Here is a 15,911-nt window from a genome sequence, read left to right as displayed (position 1 = left end):
TCTGTATAGCTGATAAACAGCTGCTTTTACGCTGCAGCGACAGGAGATAGCTGACCAATTTTTGGGCGGAAGGAGGTTCTCAGAAGACGAAAGCTTTGTTATACTAGAGAGGTAAAAAATAAATAGTAAAGGAGAAAAAAATGAAAAAAAGGTTTGGTGTTATTGTTGCAGTATTGTCGTTATTTCTAATCACTGGCTGTGGGGGCAGCAAGGGTGCGAAAACGACGAAGGAAAGTAAAGAATCGGTTGAACAAACAGAAACAAAAGAGACAACAGAAGAAACGGAAGAGGATAAAAGAGAAAGTATCATCGATGAATCAAAATATGAGATAAAAGATGAAAGCGCAGAGACTATTTTGAAGGAAGCGGGCTATACTGTTAAAATTGGAACGCCTGCAACTGATGAATATACAGCAATTGTCTTAGAAAACTTAGAAGACAGAACTGTAATTACTGGAATAATAAACGTTTATGGGCAATTGTTGGATATCGAATATTCCAATCAGGAACAGGGTTTTAAAGATAGAAAAGTTTATTATAATGGCACGTATGAGCATTCATTTATGAGCATTAGCTCGGAAGATGATATGAACGCGATAGAGTCTTATGTGGATAAGGTTCGTTCATTAGGGATGACACTGCCGACCTTTGTAGAATTTGTTCAAAATTTTGGCATGGAAAACAATCCCGAAGCAGCTCCGAAAAGATTTGTTGGGGAAATTCCAGTCTTAAAAGATAAAGTTGGTTCTGCATTCCAAAAAAATAATTATGTGTTTTATACTATTCCTAATGATAAATACTTATTTTTGGACTTAACAAAACGAGAAGAAGGAATTCGACTGAAACTAACAGCGACAGAAAAAGGTCTTTATGAGATAAACTATACAAATTTAGACGAATCTGTAATTGATAACAGACTTTATTATAATGCGCAGCATGAAGGCAGTGATGAAGCCTTAGATGCGTATTTAGGAACATTAAAAGATTTAGGAATCACGGAAAGTGATTTGGAAGAGTTTATTATCGAGTATCGTAAACAAGTAATGGCTTTGAGAGCTGGCGGCACCGCACCAGCAGAAGATGCTACTACAGAAAGCAGTACGCCTAGTGCAGCAGAGCAAAATAATGACAGCACCACTGCAGATAATAGCGGAGTTGTCGCTGCGATAAAGAGAATAGATGCGAAGTATGACGAAATGATTACGAAAGCACAGGGCTATGTAGATAATCCAAGCACGTATAACGATACAGCAAGCTTGACCTTCCTAACAGACTATACCAAGCTGATGGCGGAATATGCAGAATTAGGAAAAGAGATCAATGACGCTGGCGGTACAATATCAGATGCGGACGGCATGACGATGTACACAAACATGTTGACAAAATCAGCAACCTTGGCTGAGCTATACGGGAAGCTAGGTACGCAATAAACGAATCAGCTAAACTAAAAATAAGTGGGAGGACGGCCAATTTTTTGGTCGTCCTCCCACTTATTTTTGCAGAAATGAACATCTGCAAGAAAATGATTAATTGCAGCGTGAGTAGGATAAACGGTGGGCGCAGTAGCACATAACCAGCATTGAACTGCGCCGAGTAACCGCAGGAGCACTCACTAGCACTTAACTGCGCCGAGTAATCACAGGAGCACGCGCCAAGCACTTAACTGCGCCGAGTAATCACAGGAGCACGCACAAAGCACTTAACTGCGCCGAGTAATCGCAGGAGCACTCACACAGCACTTAACTGCGACGAGTAATCGCAGGAGCACGCACAAAGCACTTAACTGCGACGAGTAATCGCAGGAGCAAAACCTTCGGAAACAAGCCGAAATTCACAAAAATTTGAAGAACACCTGGTAGGAATCAGTCAACATCGACTGACTCACATTCGTGTTTCCTGACATTTCCGTGAATTTCTTCTTATTGCTGAGAAACACAGTGAGGAACGAGCTGATGTTAAACAGTACCTACTTGGTTCTCGGGACTAAACACTTCTGTCCCATCCTCATAGCCAATGCTACAAAGTAAAATTATACGGATTAGTTTTTGTTGTACTGATATTGTCTCGAATCTTCTTTATAGATTCCACATTCTGATCATAGTTATGATGCATAACATTCGTATATAAAATATCCATGACGGTTAGATAGCTAATTCTGGATGCTAGTGATTCTGTTCGGAAGACGGTTTCCTCAGTGAGTACAATAATCGCTTTGTCTGCTAAGTTGACTAGTTCGGAGCCGCTGTTGCCAGTCAAGGCAATAATCTTTGCAGGCGTCTTTTTGACCTGTCTTGCCAAATTGATAGACTCTTTTGTCTGACCAGAGTGAGAAAAGATGAAGACGCAATCATCGCTGGTCAGCTTAGTAGCGAACCCTAGCTGCATGTGATAATCGAAGATATAGTTGCAGCGATACTTGGTTCTGATAAACTTATGGAAGCTGTCGAAAGCAACAATCGTAGAGCCTCCTAGACCGAAAAAATGCAGGGTCTTAGCAGAGTAAATCAAGGCAAGAGCCTCATTAAGCAGCTCCTCCGTAAGAAAATGAATGGAGTTGCTCAAGGAGTAGATATTTGCTTGTAAAACCTTTTTGGCAATATCAATGCTTGAGTCGTCGGGATGGATATCATCTGCACCAGTCATGTGATTAACATTTTGAAATCCTGGTTGATAATTTGAGTTGCGGGCAACGTCAATTTTGAAATCTTGAAATCCTCCATAACCGATTTTTTTAACGAACTGATAAATAGATGATTGAGATACACCAATCTCATTTGCCAGTTCTTCTAATGTTTTTCTAGACAAGACCTCGTCTTCATGAGTAAAGTGGTCGGCGATTTTTTGTTCTGTTTCGCTCAGCGCTCCCCCTTTAAGTCGTATTCGCTGGTCTAAATAGTGATTCTTCATGGTTTCCTCCATTCTAGACTCGCGCCGCTCTTCGAGTCGGTACATAATGAAACAAACGGATGCGACGATCCATAGGAGTGAGAAAGCAGTAAACGTAAATGAAAGATTGTTCCAGTCGTTGGAATAATAGGAACAGAAACTATCTGTTTATGTGAGTGTGCTTATTATTATTTGTCGGAGATTTAAATTACTACAAGTTTACTAAATTCAGGAAGGCTCTGTAAAGCCTTTACAGTTTTTTATGAAATATTTCAGTTAAAAGTAGAGAAGAATTTGGTTATGAGCAACATTTGGAATAGGCCAATTGCAATATAAAACGAAGAAAATGGCTGAAATTAAAAAAATAATTTTTATTTTTTGGGGATTTTAGAAAAAGAATTTTCATTGTTTTTTAGTGGAAAATGAGTGAATAGCTGATAAAGAAAATGCACTTAAATAATTCATAATGGAGAACTTGAAAAAGAGAAAAAAGGATTGAATTTTGTTGTTTTTCTACGAAATGTTAAATGCTACGAGAATAATATAACGTTAAAAAAAGAAAAATCAATTGCATAGTTAGTATTTTCTTTTAAATTAAAGGATAAATTAATGGTTGTCTAAAATAAAAAAACATTAACTTTGTTTTTATAAATTGAATAGAATTGTTTGGTTATTTGCTTTTTCGTAATGAGATGATTTGATAAATAAAAGAATGCAGCAATTTACTTCTGCCAATTTACTTTGTTCTGCAAAAAATAAATGATTGCGCTTACATGCATTGTTATTATTGGATTTGGGACTTATAATAAAAAATATTTTTTATTTATTGGAAACCTTTACATATTATTTTTTATCAAGTAAGATGTGGGTGTCGGAGGGAGAAAAAGTAAAACGTGTTGAGAGATTTAAATTTTAATAAAATAGACTATTTATAGTGAATTGGTTCATCAGATTCCTACATGTGAGGTGTTGTCCAGCTGGTGGAATGGACGGGAGCTGGTAACAGCTTTTTCACTACAGAAAGGAGGCAGATTAGCTCCTCTATAGGAGTTGTTTCAAAGCAACAGATTTAGATTCCGACAATCATTTCCATCAAGTATAAATACAACGAGTCCAGATACTTTCTCGAATAAAGGCTGCAGCTTCATTCAGATATGAACTTCATTGGACACATTCTAAAAAGAGCAGTTAAAGGAGAGCGAAGGTATGTCGAAATTCAAAATTGCAATTGTTAACTCCAGTAGTTTTGGTAAGGTGTTTCCAGAGCATATGGAACGTTTGGAAAAAATTGGTCCTGTTGCCCATTTCACTGTGGATGGTGAAATCAATGGGCGGGAATTAGCTGAAAAGCTTCAAGGCTATAATATTATTATTGCAAGTGTCACGCCGTTTTTTACTCAGGAGTTTTTTGACCATAAGGATGAACTTATTTTAATTTCACGGCACGGCATTGGCTACAATAACATTGATGTGGAAGCAGCCGAAAAGCATAATACGATTGTAACTATTATTCCAGCTCTTGTTGAACGTGATGCTGTTTCAGAGAACAATGTAACCAATTTGATGACAATTCTACGTCGAACAGTTGAAGCACACCAGAGCGTGAAGGAGGACGACTGGGAGGCCAGAGCTGATTTTGTTGGACGGACACTGTTTAACAAAACTGTGGGCGTTATCGGCGTGGGCAATACTGGCAGCGGTGTAGTAGAAATTGTCCGCAATGGTTTTCGCTGCGAGGTATTGGCTTATGATCCATATAAATCGGAGATGCATATTCAAAGCTTTGGTGCCCGAAAAATCGAGCTGGATGAACTGTTGGAATCCTCAGATGTCATTTGTCTGTGTGCAAACCTGACTGATGAAAACTATCATATGATTTCTGAAAAAGAAATTGCTAAGATGAAGGACAATGTGTATATCTCCAATAGTGCTCGGGGAGCTTTAGTGAGCGAAGAAGCAATTGTAAGCGGATTAAAATCAGGGAAGATTGCCGGCTTTGCGACAGATGTGCTGGAGGAAGAGCCAGGACGTAAGGATCATCCGTATCTTTCAATGAGCAATGTTGTGATGACCCCTCATACCTCTGCTTATACAATGGAATGCTTAGAGGAAATGGGTAAGAAATGTGTTCGTGATGTGGAAGATGTTGCTGCTGGCAAGCTGCCGGAAAGAGCCGTTCAGGCTTACAGCAGCTATATAGCATAGAGAAAACAGGGGGAAAGCTGTATGCTGGATGATTTGAAAGTGAAAATCGGACCGCAGTTCTACCAGTATCATGTAGGCGCAATTGACCGTGTATCGCTGCTGCTGGAGGAATACCAGGCTAAAAAAATACTGGTTGTACATGGATCTGTTTCGTGGGAAAAAGCCAAGCCAAAGCTGACATTCTTGAATGAGGAACGCTATTCATTTATTTTCCATCAATATACTGGAGAATGCAGCTACTATGGAGCAGATTTGATTGTAGCACTTAGTAAACAAGAGGAAGTTGATTTTATTATTGGTGTTGGCGGTGGAAAACTGACTGATTTAGTTGGCTACGCAGCACATGTTCTGAACGTGAATTTTGGGGTTATTCCTACATTGGCTAGTAACTGCGCACCGTGGACACCGCTTTCGGTGATGTATAAGGAAAGTGGAGAAGCAGAAGGAAAGACGGAGCATTTTTTAAGACAGGCTGCTTTTCTGGTAACTGATCCAAGTTTAATCATTGATGCACCAGTCGATTATTTTATTGCCGGTTTAGCTGATACGTTGGCCAAATGGTATGAATCTGATGCAATATTGCAGCAGAAAGACCTGATAAATGAACCATTTTTACAGCTGGCTGGCTTTACATCCAAGCTTTGTAAAGAGGCAATTACTAAGGATTCTGCTCAGGCAATCGAAGATATGAAAAGCGGCAAATTGTCTGACTGTTTTGTTCGGTTATCGGAAATTGTCTTCGCTGTTGCGGGAATGGTCGGCGGATTAGGGGATAAATATGCCCGAAATGCTGCAGCACATGCGATGCATGACGGGATGAGTAAGTATATTCCCGAAAGTCATCAGTATCTTCATGGTGAAAAAGTTGCTTATGGGATTTTTTATCAGCTGGCGCTTGAAGAGAAATGGGCAATGATTGATCAGCTGCTGCCGTTTTATCAGGAGCTGAAGCTGCCGATGTCGTTACATCAGATGGGCATTTATCCTGAGGATGAGGCAGTGATTGAGGATATTATTAAATTTATTGATTCGAAAGAAAAGGTTCATCTCATTCCAATAACGATTACTGAAGATACCTTGCGCACAGCAGTGTATCAGCTGGAAGAGTACATTAAAGGGAAGGGATAGAGGGAGGACATATGGAAACATTAAGTGTATTGCAGAGTTTGTTGATTGCATTATGGACAGCAGCTGTTATGTCAAGATGGCTGGGAGGAGGAGCAACCTTAACATTAAGGTTCTCTCCATTGATGACGGGTCTTATTGTCGGTCTGGTAATGGGGAATGTCGCTCAGGCGATGATTGTGACTGCTTCGCTTCAAATGATTTATATGGGCGTTTTTTCACCCGGTGGTTCGATGCCTGCAGAGCCTTCAATCGCTGCGGCGATTGCTGTTCCGGTTGCGTTAATGGGGAATCTTTCTCCCGAAGCGGCCATTGCAGTAGCGGTACCAGTAGGATTGCTAGGCAGCTATTTATATCAATTTAGATTTTTCATCAACACATTTTTAGGAAAATATACGGATAAAGCTGTCGATGACTTGAATCCTAAAGCGATTGCACGTTCAATCATTGTTTATCCGACAATTGCTTCATTCCTGTTGTTTGTACCGCTGGTATTCGTTTCGCTTTACTTCGGTGCTCCAGTTATTGCCGATGTTATTACCGCATTGGAAGGAACCGTAGTGATTCACGTTCTGGAGGTTGTGGGCGGCGGTTTAGCAGCTATCGGAATTGCAACGACTGTTTATGTTATTGGCCGGAAGGACTACATGGTATTTTTCTTCCTTGCCTACTTCATGAGTATCGTGTTGAAGTCATTAGAAGTGACAATGGTTACTTATGCCATCTTCGGTGTATTGATTGCCCTGATTTTTGTACAGTCTCAAAAAGGGAAAAACGTACAAGCGGCAGATGGCGGCGGAGGTACAGCAAGTGCTTCGTTTGATGACGACGATGATTATGATGATGGATTTTAATGGGGAGAAGGAGGGAATAAAATGACAGAGATGACAAAAAATACCAATCAGGCACCAGAGGAAATTACGAAAAAAGATGTAACGAAAGCGTATCTTAGATGGCATTTTGCCAATGAGATTCCCCATTCTTTTGAACGTTATCTGGCACCGTCTTTGCTTTATGCAATGATGCCGATTTTAAGAAAGCTATATAAAAATGATGATGCACTAAAGGCAGCATACAAACGTCAGCTGCTATTCTTCAATACTCAGCTTAGCTGGGGCGGTGGAGTAATTACTGGCCTGATGTCTTCGATGGAGCAGCAGAGAGCTCAGGAAGAGCACGATGGCGCAGAAGTGTTGATGCAGGATGATTTAATGTACAATACTAAGGCCGGTTTGATGGGGGCTTTAGCAGGAATCGGTGATGCGATTGACTCAGGAACCGTACAGTATATTTTCATTGCAATCGCTGTGCCGTGGGCAGAACAGGGGAGCGCGTTAGGCGCGTTGTTCCCATTCATCGCTTTTGCTTTGTATCAAGCGATCTTAGGTGTTTTCTTTGCCCGTCAGGCCTTCACGATGGGGCGCAATGCAACAGGGTTGATGCAGAGCTCAGGTGTTCAAAATGCGATTGAAACATTGTCAGTGCTTGGACTGTTTATGATGGGGATTCTGGCTGGAAACTATGTGAAGGTTGCTTCGACCCTGCAGTTTAAAATATCAGGGCGGGAATTCGTTATACAGGATATACTGGATCAAATTGTTCCCGGGATACTGCCATTAGCAGTTGTTATGGGCGTTTACTGGTTCTACACCAAGAAGGGTCTGAAGGTAACACAGGCACTGTTATGGCTGACCGGTATTTTGATTGTGCTGGCAGCAGTAGGAATCTTATAAACCAGAGAAGGAAGTGACTAGTAATGGGAGTAGTTAATTTAGCACGTGTAGATGAACGGCTGATACATGGACAGGTAATGATGACTTTGTCGCAAAAGAGCGGCGTCAATTCAATCTTCGTAGTAGATGAAGTAGTGGCTAAGGATAAGTTCATGCGTGATTTATACAAGAGCGCCGGCAGCCGAACGGGTCAGAAAACGATTGTGATTACACCGGAAAAGGCAAAATTCTACTGGGATGAATTTAATTTCAAGGAATACAACTGTATTTTGATTACTAAAACAGTCAGTGTCATTTACGATTTAGTTACACATGGTGTACCAATGAAGGAACTGAACATTGGGGGGATTGCGCAAAAAGATCCTGAGAAAGATATTCTGGTAACGAAATCTGTTTATTTAAATAAATCAGATGCGGAAAAGCTGAAGGAAATGAATGAGAAATATGGGGTAGAGAACATCTATTTTCAAGCAACACCGTCTGCACCTAAATCAACATTGAAAGATGTTTTGGGGCAGTTTGGTTTATAAAAGGGACAGGTAAAAAAGCTGGATGACGGCTGAAAGATCAGGAGGGATGGATACGATGGAACAAAATGAGACATTCAAAGACTGGCTTTTTCGCTACCAGCATATCTATCGTCTGCGCCGCACCGACAAGCAAAAGCAGCGGTTTCTTTCAGCACTGTTCAAAGATATCGCAGAGGTTAGACAAGATATTCAGGTCATTGAATACCAGAAAAATAAACGGTACATTTCCAGCAATTTATACGTTGGAAATATTGAAAAGGCCGATCGGATTATCTGTACGTATTACGACACGCCGCCGCAAAGTCTAGGCGCCTACTATCTGTTTGACCGCAGACAGCAGCGCAAGGCGACAACCAATTTTATTTTAATCAGTCTGTTCGCTGCGCTAATTGCGGGACTTTTGTTGACTATTGTCTATATGAAAAGCGCAAATGATACCTTTGATTTTCGGTCATTCAGTACACTCTTGGTAGTTGCCGGTTACGGTTTATACTTTTATCTATTGAGTAAGATTGCTAAAGGTCTATCCAACAGAAAAACACTGATTCGCAACAGTTCTTCTATTCTATCAATTTTGACTTTAATTACGGAAATCAGAGATCAGAAAACAGCATTTGCTTTTGTAGATGAAGGCTGCTTTGGCGACGTCGGCTTAGAGGTACTGCAGAGCTCCTGCAGAAAATCAGCGAAGATTTATTATTTGGATTGTGTCGGTGCTGAGGATGAGCTGCATTTTATAGGAAGCAGCATTCCCGAAGCCAGACTAAAGGATTTTATCGTTCAGCCGTCTTCGAATCAAGTTACACATATTTTTAGCGGGAAAACGGAGCATTCAGAACAAGGAGAACGTTATTATCTTGAGAAATCAGTGTTAAACAGCAAGACAATACAGCTAAATAACTTAAAAATAATTAGTAAGTTGTTTAAATAAGAGCAAGGAGGCTACTCAATGCTAGGAATTGTAATTGCAACCCATGGCCAGTTGAGCACTGGGTTAAAGGATGCAGCTGAAGTCATCATGGGGGCAGTTGATAATATTGCAACGGTTAGTTTGAATCCAGGGGATGATATTCAAGAGTTGGGTTTAAATATAAGACAGGCTGTTGACGGTGTGAATCAAGGAGCAGGTGTAATCATTTTAGTAGATTTAGTTAGTGCCAGTCCTTATAATCAGGCAGTATTAACTGCCAATTCTTTGAAGGAGCTGCAGGATTCGCTCTATATTATTGGTGGAGTGAATCTGCCAATGCTGCTTGAAGCAATCAACCACCAGCTGCTGGGCACTTCTGTAGAAGCAGCAGCTCAGGCAATCGCTGCGCAGGGAACTGAAAGCATCAATACATGGCATGTATCGATGGTTGCGACAGAAGAAGATGATGACGAGGATGATTTTTAGGGGCTGTGACATTCGTATGCCTCAATCCCTTAAACCGGGATAAACGGTGTTTCAGAAGTAACTTCTTCGCCTTAGTGCTTGAAGCTGAACACTTCTGTCACAACCTCTTAATAAAAATAGGGTAGATATAAATCTGCTCAAAAAAATAGTGAAGGATGATTCAGAATGAAGTGGGGATTCAGATGGTATGGTGAAAAAGGAGATTCCATCCCATTAAAGCATGTAAAGCAGATTCCAGGGATAAATGGAGTTGTGGGCACACTGTTGAACAAACTGCCCGGAGATGTGTGGGAAATTGAGGAAATTCAGGAATTAAAAGAATCAATTGAAAAAGAAAACCTAGAGTTATTGGGTATCGAAAGTGTCGCTATTCATGACTCGATTAAGGCTGGCGCGCCCGATAGAGATCAATATATCGACAATTATATTCAGACAATTAAAAACCTGTCTCATTGCGGCGTCCATCTGATTTGCTACAGCTTTAAACCGATTTTCGGCTGGGCTAAGACAACGTTGGCGCATGAAAATCCAGATGGCAGCTTTTCACTGCTGTATGATCAGGCAGTTGTTGACAATATGGAAGCAAGTGATATGTATAAACTGATTCACAGCCAATCTAAAGGCTTTCGTCTGCCGGGCTGGGAAGAAGAGCGGCTGAACAAGTTTAACAGTCTGGTTAAAATCTATGAAGGTGTCACAGAAGACGATTTATTTGAAAATCTGAAATATTTTCTGATGAAAGTAATTCCGATTTGTGAAGAAAATGATGTGAAGATGGCCATTCATCCGGATGATCCGCCTTGGGAAATTTTTGGTTTCCCGAGAATCACAAAAAATCTGGCAGATTTGCAGCGAATCATGGATATCATCGATTCACCTTACAATGGCATTACCTTCTGTACAGGTTCTTTAGGTGCGGATCCAGCCAATGATTTAGTAGAGATGATTGAGAAGGTCGGCAGCCGCATCAACTTTGTCCATTTCCGGAATGTCGGATTTTTAGGAGAAAAGAAATTTGTTGAAAGTGCTCATTTGAGTACAGAAGGTTCGCTGGATATGTATGCGATTATGAAGGCGCTGATAGATGCGGGCTTCGATGGCGTGATTCGTCCGGACCATGGACGGACTATCTGGGGCGAGCATGCAATGCCGGGTTACGGATTATACGATCGGGCGATTGGTATTTCTTATATGCAGGGACTACATGAGGCAATTACCAAAGCGAAGCTGAATTAGTTTTTTGGTGAATTTTAGCAGCAATTAGGTATATAAACAACAGTCCCTTAGGCGTTCCAAAAACCTAGGGGACTGAATCAATTAGAGCAGCAGAATATAAAGCATTGGACAAGCGCTGATTAAACTGCTGAACGTAAAGGAAGAGTGCGTATGCTGGCAAATATGAATCATGAAATCTACAAACAGATGGAAGCAGTCCGTTTGCTGCCGCTATATACAGCAACAGACTTAGCCTATCTGGACAAGCTGGAAGAGATTCTGGTTACCAATGAGGTTCGCTTTATTGAAGTAACTTTTCGCAGTAGTCTAGCTGCAGAAGCAATCAAAAAACTGGCAGACTCAGGTGAACTAATTGTGGGTGCCGGAACGGTTAGAACGTTGCAGGAAGCTGAGCTGGCAGCGGCAAACGGAGCGAAGTTTATCGTATCTCCAGCAGTCGTTCCCGAAGTCATTGAATTTTGTATCAAAGAAGACATTCCGGTATTCCCAGGTACAGCGACACCGGGAGATATTCAAAGAGCGTTAGATTACGGTATTAAGGTAGTCAAGTTTTTCCCAGCTGATATTTATGGCGGCGTGAAGGCAATTAAAGCTTTGAGCGGCCCGTTTTATGATGTGAAATTCCTGCCGACTGGCGGGATTGATCAAACGAATGTATTAGACTACATTGGTAATGACCATGTGATTGCTGTAGGCGGTTCCTTTATTATCTCAGAAGGGGCAATCAAAGAAGATAATGGAGAGACGGCAAATAAAGCACTAAAAGAGCTGGTAGCACAGCTTCGGGAATATAAAGAAGGGTAAGGAAATGAAGGGCTGAAGAAATCAGTTGTCTTTTTGAAAATAACTGATTTTTGAGGCAAATAGAAAATTAAGTAGGAAATTGTGACAGCTTTTGTATTGGCGGAAACTCATTGAGAGGATTCTGCCAATATTTTTTTGCTAGTAGTGGAATCATATGATTTTTATGATTGTAAGCGCCCGAACATCAAGGAAAGCAAAGAGTTAAGTTCTAACTTCACGAGCAAGCATTTCTTGCAAACAAGACGAGTCCGCTTTTCTGACTGTGGAGAAGGTGAATAGAGATAAAATAGCAGATACAGTAGATAATTGTACAATATTAGTAGATAATTATTTATAGCGAGTGTTAATTAAAAGGAGGTTCATATGAAAAAAAATGTAAAAGTGCTAACGATTGTTTATCTGCTATCTATCTGCTTGCTATTATCTGCTATTTATTTACCTGGTATTCTTTCTCCCCAAGCACAAACGCTTGATTTTAGAGGCTATGTGGAGGAAATACAGGTGGATGAGAAAAAACAACTGATTACAATCAATGCGTCCTATATCAATTCTGAGGCGAAAGCAGAGATTAAGGCATCTACAAAAATTTCATGTAAATACCTAGATGGTCGAGATTTCCCCATCACTAATTTAAAACAAGGAGACATGATTGATTTAGATTATAAAGGAGAATGGGGACTTAATGGAGCAGGTGTGATGCAGGCTGAGGCTAAATGGCTCACTGTGTGTCCAGTGAACTGATTGTCAATGAAAGCAGCTGTTTTTGAGTGAGAATCCGGTAATTAGTAAGAGAAGTCATCTTTATTTTGCCATTTTATTATGCTAAATAATCAAAAAGGTTAAAGAACTATTTTATGTTGGGGAAAAAATTAAAAGGAGTGTTAAATATGCTATTTGGCAAAAAGAATCCAGTGACTATTCTATCAGGAGGGTCGTGGATTTTTCCTAATGCAAAGGACAATGTAGAGCTTTCTGTCGTACGCGGGAAAAATAATATGATTGGTTTCGCTTTTAAATCTTCAGAGAAATTCTTCTATCTTCGTGAAATTATTATGGAGAATGTTGGAGCCGATAAAGGGAAAGCACAGATGGCTGGTTCAGCATTTGGAGCAGCAAAATCACTTTTAGGCGGCGGTGGTCTGGGTGATGCTATGATGTCTGCAAAAAGCGGTAAAAAACTAGGAAAGCAATTAGCTGGAGAGTCAACAGCTAAACTAAGATTATTTGACCTGGAAGATAATAATGAATTTCAGGTATTAATCGAATGCCCGTCAGAAGCACATACAATGCTGTCAAATTATATCGTTGCTGAATAAATAGTTCAGATAGGGATGCTTTATCATGGGGAAAGAGCAGCCGCTAGATATAATGATATGAATCGAGTAATTGAATGTATAAAAGAAGCAGACGGAGCGATAGACAGCCCGTTTGCTTCTTCTTTTTGTTGGTGTTTTTCTATTTAAAAAGATGCCAAAAATTTTTTTGATAATGACGAATCCATAAGGTGCTTACGAGCACTAACAGAGCTAGTACTGCTAGATTGACTGGCCAGAATGGCAAATACACAGCTGCAAATCCATAGATAAGTAAAATAATTACACTACCAAAAATAGAACCTAGCATAGTGGCTACTAGCCCAATATTTCCGGAACCTCTATTAAACAGTTGGGTAACACTTGTCCAGTCCAAAAGTAGAAATCGGTAATCTCTGGCGAAAAAACGCAGACAAAGCAGATAGCTTCCCAAAAGTGCCCCTGCCAAAATGGAAATAATAAAAATAGGCGGCAGATGAAAGACAAAGCCGGCAATTAAAGAAATCCCACCTGTTAATAGACTTTGTAGAATTAAACCAACTTGAAATTTTTGCTTCATATACTGACTCATTGAGATAGGTAATGATTGCAAAAAAGTAAAATTTTCTTGATCAAGAGAAATTAGATTGCTGATAAAAGAGGTTTGGTTCACCGTCATGCTGGCTAAAGCAATCCCAGCGACAAATACGACACCAATAAAATTGATGCTGATTGAGCTTAAATCCAGCGAGCCGCTGACTGCAAATGTGACAATGAATATCACAGGCATCAGTAAGGAATTTGATAAGACCTGCATGATTAGGTTCGGTTCTTTTAACAACTGCATGTTATAGCTGATGAACAACTGCTTCAGATTTTGATTTTCTTTATGCTTCCGCTGTCTATTACTGGTTGCTGAAGAAGCATCTGTCAGTTGTTCATATAGTTTAGGTAGAATGAACAAATAGATAGCCCCTAGCAAGGCCAGGAAAATAGCTAATAATCCGACAAAGCTGATAAGTCCAGCCGATGAAAATGGTGCAGAAATAATGTGAAAGACCGGCATCAGCACTGCAATTGGTGATCGGTCCATTTGTTCGCTGCCGGAATAAGAGCTTTGACCGTTCATCAGTAAAATACCAACAACTGCAATTGTCATTGAAATTCCCAGCAACAGACTGGTCACTACTTTTTTATTTTTTTTGAAAAATTTGGTTCTGGTTAAGCCGAAAACAATGAGGCTGCATAGAGCAAAAACGGTTGCTAGAATCAGGCAGAAAACGAGTAAAGCCAGCAGCAATGTTAACGGTAGAAAAATCCCTGCGCGGAAGCCAGTCAATAGAAACACAACAAACATTGGTAAAACAAAAGGAACTACGGTTAAGGTGACGACTAGAATTTTCGAAAGAAAAATAGTACTTTGCTGAAAAGGAAGCGGCAGATAGGCCGGCAAATCCTGGCTTTCAAAAAAGACATTATAAATAACAGAAATTCCCTGTGAAAAAGCCAGAATACTGAATAAGGCTACGTAATAAGTGAAAAAACCGGGCAGTTTACTTAAATCCAGCATAAACATCGTTGCGCCGTAGATAAAGAGGAATAAGACACCTGATAATAAATATTGATTGATGATGGATCGTGTCAGTTCTTTACCGCTTTTCCCTTTGCCGCGCAAACGATTCGTTACTTGCGGGTTTGCATAGCGTAAGTTTACCCGAGTCAACTCAAAGAGCTGCAATTTATTCATAGGAATCACCTTCGATATCTGCTAAAATTTGCGCATCAGCCTGGCGCCCAGCCATTTTCAAATAGATGGATTCTAGTGATTCATTAGGCGATTGTGCTAATAGATTTTCGACAGAGCCGTTATAGATTAGCTCTCCCTTTTTCAAAATCGCCAGCTCATCACATAATTGTTGTGCGGTATCCAAGGCATGTGTAGAAAAAATTACCGTTTTGCCTTTTTTCGCATGAGCTTTCATCATTTCTTTTAAGTCAAAGGCTGCCTGAGGGTCTAAGCCCTGTAGCGGCTCATCTAAAATCCAAATATCAGGATCAGCTAGCAAAGCACCAATAATAATGGTTTTTTGACGCATACCATGAGAAAAGCCGGCAATTGTTTCATTTTGATGATTTGTCATATCAAATAAGGCTGCTAGCTCACTTAAGCGCTCTTGCTTTTTCGCTTTTTCGATTTCATAGGCAGCGCTGATTAAATCCCAGTATTCTCCAGCAGTTAACTGAAGAAAAATATCCGGGGTATCTGGGACATAAGCAATTTTTTTCTTGATTGTCTGACGATTTGCTGCAAGCTCTAGCCCATCGACTGTAATTGTTCCGCTGGAGGGCTGAATGATACTGACCAGACTTTTTATAGTCGTTGATTTTCCAGCACCGTTGTGACCAAGAAAACCAAAAATTTCACCTGGCTTAATCGTTAAGCTTAAATCTTTTAATGCTTGTTTTGCTTCATAATTTTTACTGACATTTACCAATTCAATCATAAATTTCCCACCTTTTCTTTTTCCTGTTGTTTACTATTGTACTCCAGCTGATTTTACAAAAAAATACTTTTTGAAAATTTTCTTGATACTATCGGTAAAAATAGGGCATTGGATTTCTTGATATTGCCGTGACAATATTTTTTTACATAGAAGCCTATCAATCAAAGCTGGATTTTTGCTTTTCTTGATAGGCTTCTATT

15 protein-coding genes are annotated in these 15,911 nt (G+C 40.1%); 12 read left to right on the top strand and 3 right to left on the bottom strand.

The window, feature by feature from the left end; genetic code table 11:
- The first annotated feature begins 140 nt into the window (after positions 1 to 140).
- Positions 141 to 1,430 carry a hypothetical protein gene (locus AC1Z3K_RS06835; RefSeq protein WP_461732266.1) on the top strand — a complete coding sequence of 430 codons (1,290 nt, stop codon included), beginning with the start codon at positions 141 to 143 and terminating at the stop codon, positions 1,428 to 1,430.
- Between the two features lie 586 nt (positions 1,431 to 2,016).
- Here the strand turns inward: AC1Z3K_RS06835 and AC1Z3K_RS06830 are convergent.
- A complete protein-coding gene (locus AC1Z3K_RS06830; RefSeq protein WP_426083795.1) occupies positions 2,017 to 2,907 on the bottom strand; it encodes a MurR/RpiR family transcriptional regulator in 891 nt (296 codons plus the stop codon).
- A gap of 1,185 nt (positions 2,908 to 4,092) precedes the next feature.
- Between AC1Z3K_RS06830 and AC1Z3K_RS06825 the strand changes: the two genes are divergently transcribed.
- The 11 genes from AC1Z3K_RS06825 to AC1Z3K_RS06775 all read left to right on the top strand — a co-directional run bounded on the left by AC1Z3K_RS06825 (position 4,093) and on the right by AC1Z3K_RS06775 (position 13,231).
- A complete protein-coding gene (locus AC1Z3K_RS06825) occupies positions 4,093 to 5,091 on the top strand; it encodes a D-isomer specific 2-hydroxyacid dehydrogenase family protein (protein WP_461732265.1) in 999 nt (332 codons plus the stop codon).
- A 21-nt stretch (positions 5,092 to 5,112) separates the two neighbouring features.
- Complete coding sequence (locus AC1Z3K_RS06820; RefSeq protein WP_461732264.1) at positions 5,113 to 6,219, top strand: iron-containing alcohol dehydrogenase family protein; 1,107 nt, start codon at positions 5,113 to 5,115, stop codon at positions 6,217 to 6,219.
- Positions 6,220 to 6,230: 11 nt separating this feature from the next.
- Positions 6,231 to 7,070 carry a PTS mannose/fructose/sorbose/N-acetylgalactosamine transporter subunit IIC gene (locus AC1Z3K_RS06815; RefSeq protein ID WP_461732263.1) on the top strand — a complete coding sequence of 280 codons (840 nt, stop codon included), beginning with the start codon at positions 6,231 to 6,233 and terminating at the stop codon, positions 7,068 to 7,070.
- A gap of 21 nt (positions 7,071 to 7,091) precedes the next feature.
- Positions 7,092 to 7,949: a PTS system mannose/fructose/sorbose family transporter subunit IID gene (locus AC1Z3K_RS06810; protein WP_426083803.1), complete on the top strand. Its 858-nt coding sequence runs from the start codon at positions 7,092 to 7,094 to the stop codon at positions 7,947 to 7,949.
- A 23-nt stretch (positions 7,950 to 7,972) separates the two neighbouring features.
- Positions 7,973 to 8,479, top strand: a complete 507-nt coding sequence (locus AC1Z3K_RS06805) for a PTS sugar transporter subunit IIB (RefSeq protein WP_426083805.1) — start codon at positions 7,973 to 7,975, stop codon at positions 8,477 to 8,479.
- Positions 8,480 to 8,534: 55 nt separating this feature from the next.
- Positions 8,535 to 9,410 (top strand): hypothetical protein, encoded by an 876-nt coding sequence (locus tag AC1Z3K_RS06800; protein WP_461732262.1) that lies wholly within the window; start codon positions 8,535 to 8,537, stop codon positions 9,408 to 9,410.
- 18 nt (positions 9,411 to 9,428) lie between these two features.
- Positions 9,429 to 9,875, top strand: a complete 447-nt coding sequence (locus tag AC1Z3K_RS06795; RefSeq protein WP_426083809.1) for a PTS sugar transporter subunit IIA — start codon at positions 9,429 to 9,431, stop codon at positions 9,873 to 9,875.
- A 165-nt stretch (positions 9,876 to 10,040) separates the two neighbouring features.
- Positions 10,041 to 11,111, top strand: a complete 1,071-nt coding sequence (gene uxuA, locus AC1Z3K_RS06790; RefSeq protein ID WP_426083811.1) for a mannonate dehydratase — start codon at positions 10,041 to 10,043, stop codon at positions 11,109 to 11,111.
- Between the two features lie 150 nt (positions 11,112 to 11,261).
- Positions 11,262 to 11,915, top strand: coding sequence for a bifunctional 4-hydroxy-2-oxoglutarate aldolase/2-dehydro-3-deoxy-phosphogluconate aldolase (locus AC1Z3K_RS06785; RefSeq protein WP_426083813.1), 654 nt, complete (start codon positions 11,262 to 11,264; stop codon positions 11,913 to 11,915).
- A gap of 363 nt (positions 11,916 to 12,278) precedes the next feature.
- Entirely contained in the window at positions 12,279 to 12,656 is a 378-nt protein-coding gene (locus AC1Z3K_RS06780; RefSeq protein WP_461732261.1) for a hypothetical protein, read from the top strand.
- Positions 12,657 to 12,802: 146 nt separating this feature from the next.
- Positions 12,803 to 13,231, top strand: coding sequence for a hypothetical protein (locus AC1Z3K_RS06775; protein WP_461732260.1), 429 nt, complete (start codon positions 12,803 to 12,805; stop codon positions 13,229 to 13,231).
- Positions 13,232 to 13,370: 139 nt separating this feature from the next.
- Here AC1Z3K_RS06775 and AC1Z3K_RS06770 read toward each other — a convergent pair whose 3' ends face one another.
- The gene (locus AC1Z3K_RS06770) at positions 13,371 to 14,954 is read right to left on the bottom strand and encodes an ABC transporter (RefSeq protein ID WP_461732259.1); all 1,584 of its coding nucleotides are present in this window, start codon (positions 14,952 to 14,954) and stop codon (positions 13,371 to 13,373) included.
- Complete coding sequence (locus AC1Z3K_RS06765) at positions 14,947 to 15,711, bottom strand: ABC transporter ATP-binding protein (RefSeq protein WP_426083821.1); 765 nt, start codon at positions 15,709 to 15,711, stop codon at positions 14,947 to 14,949. The genes AC1Z3K_RS06770 and AC1Z3K_RS06765 overlap by 8 nt, the downstream gene beginning before the upstream one ends.
- Between the last annotated feature and the right edge of the window lie 200 nt (positions 15,712 to 15,911).

The sequence above is a fragment of the Enterococcus sp. LJL128 genome (assembly GCF_056924295.1).
Note: the sequence above shows the minus strand (reverse complement) of the source record. Positions and strands in the feature narration are given on the sequence as shown.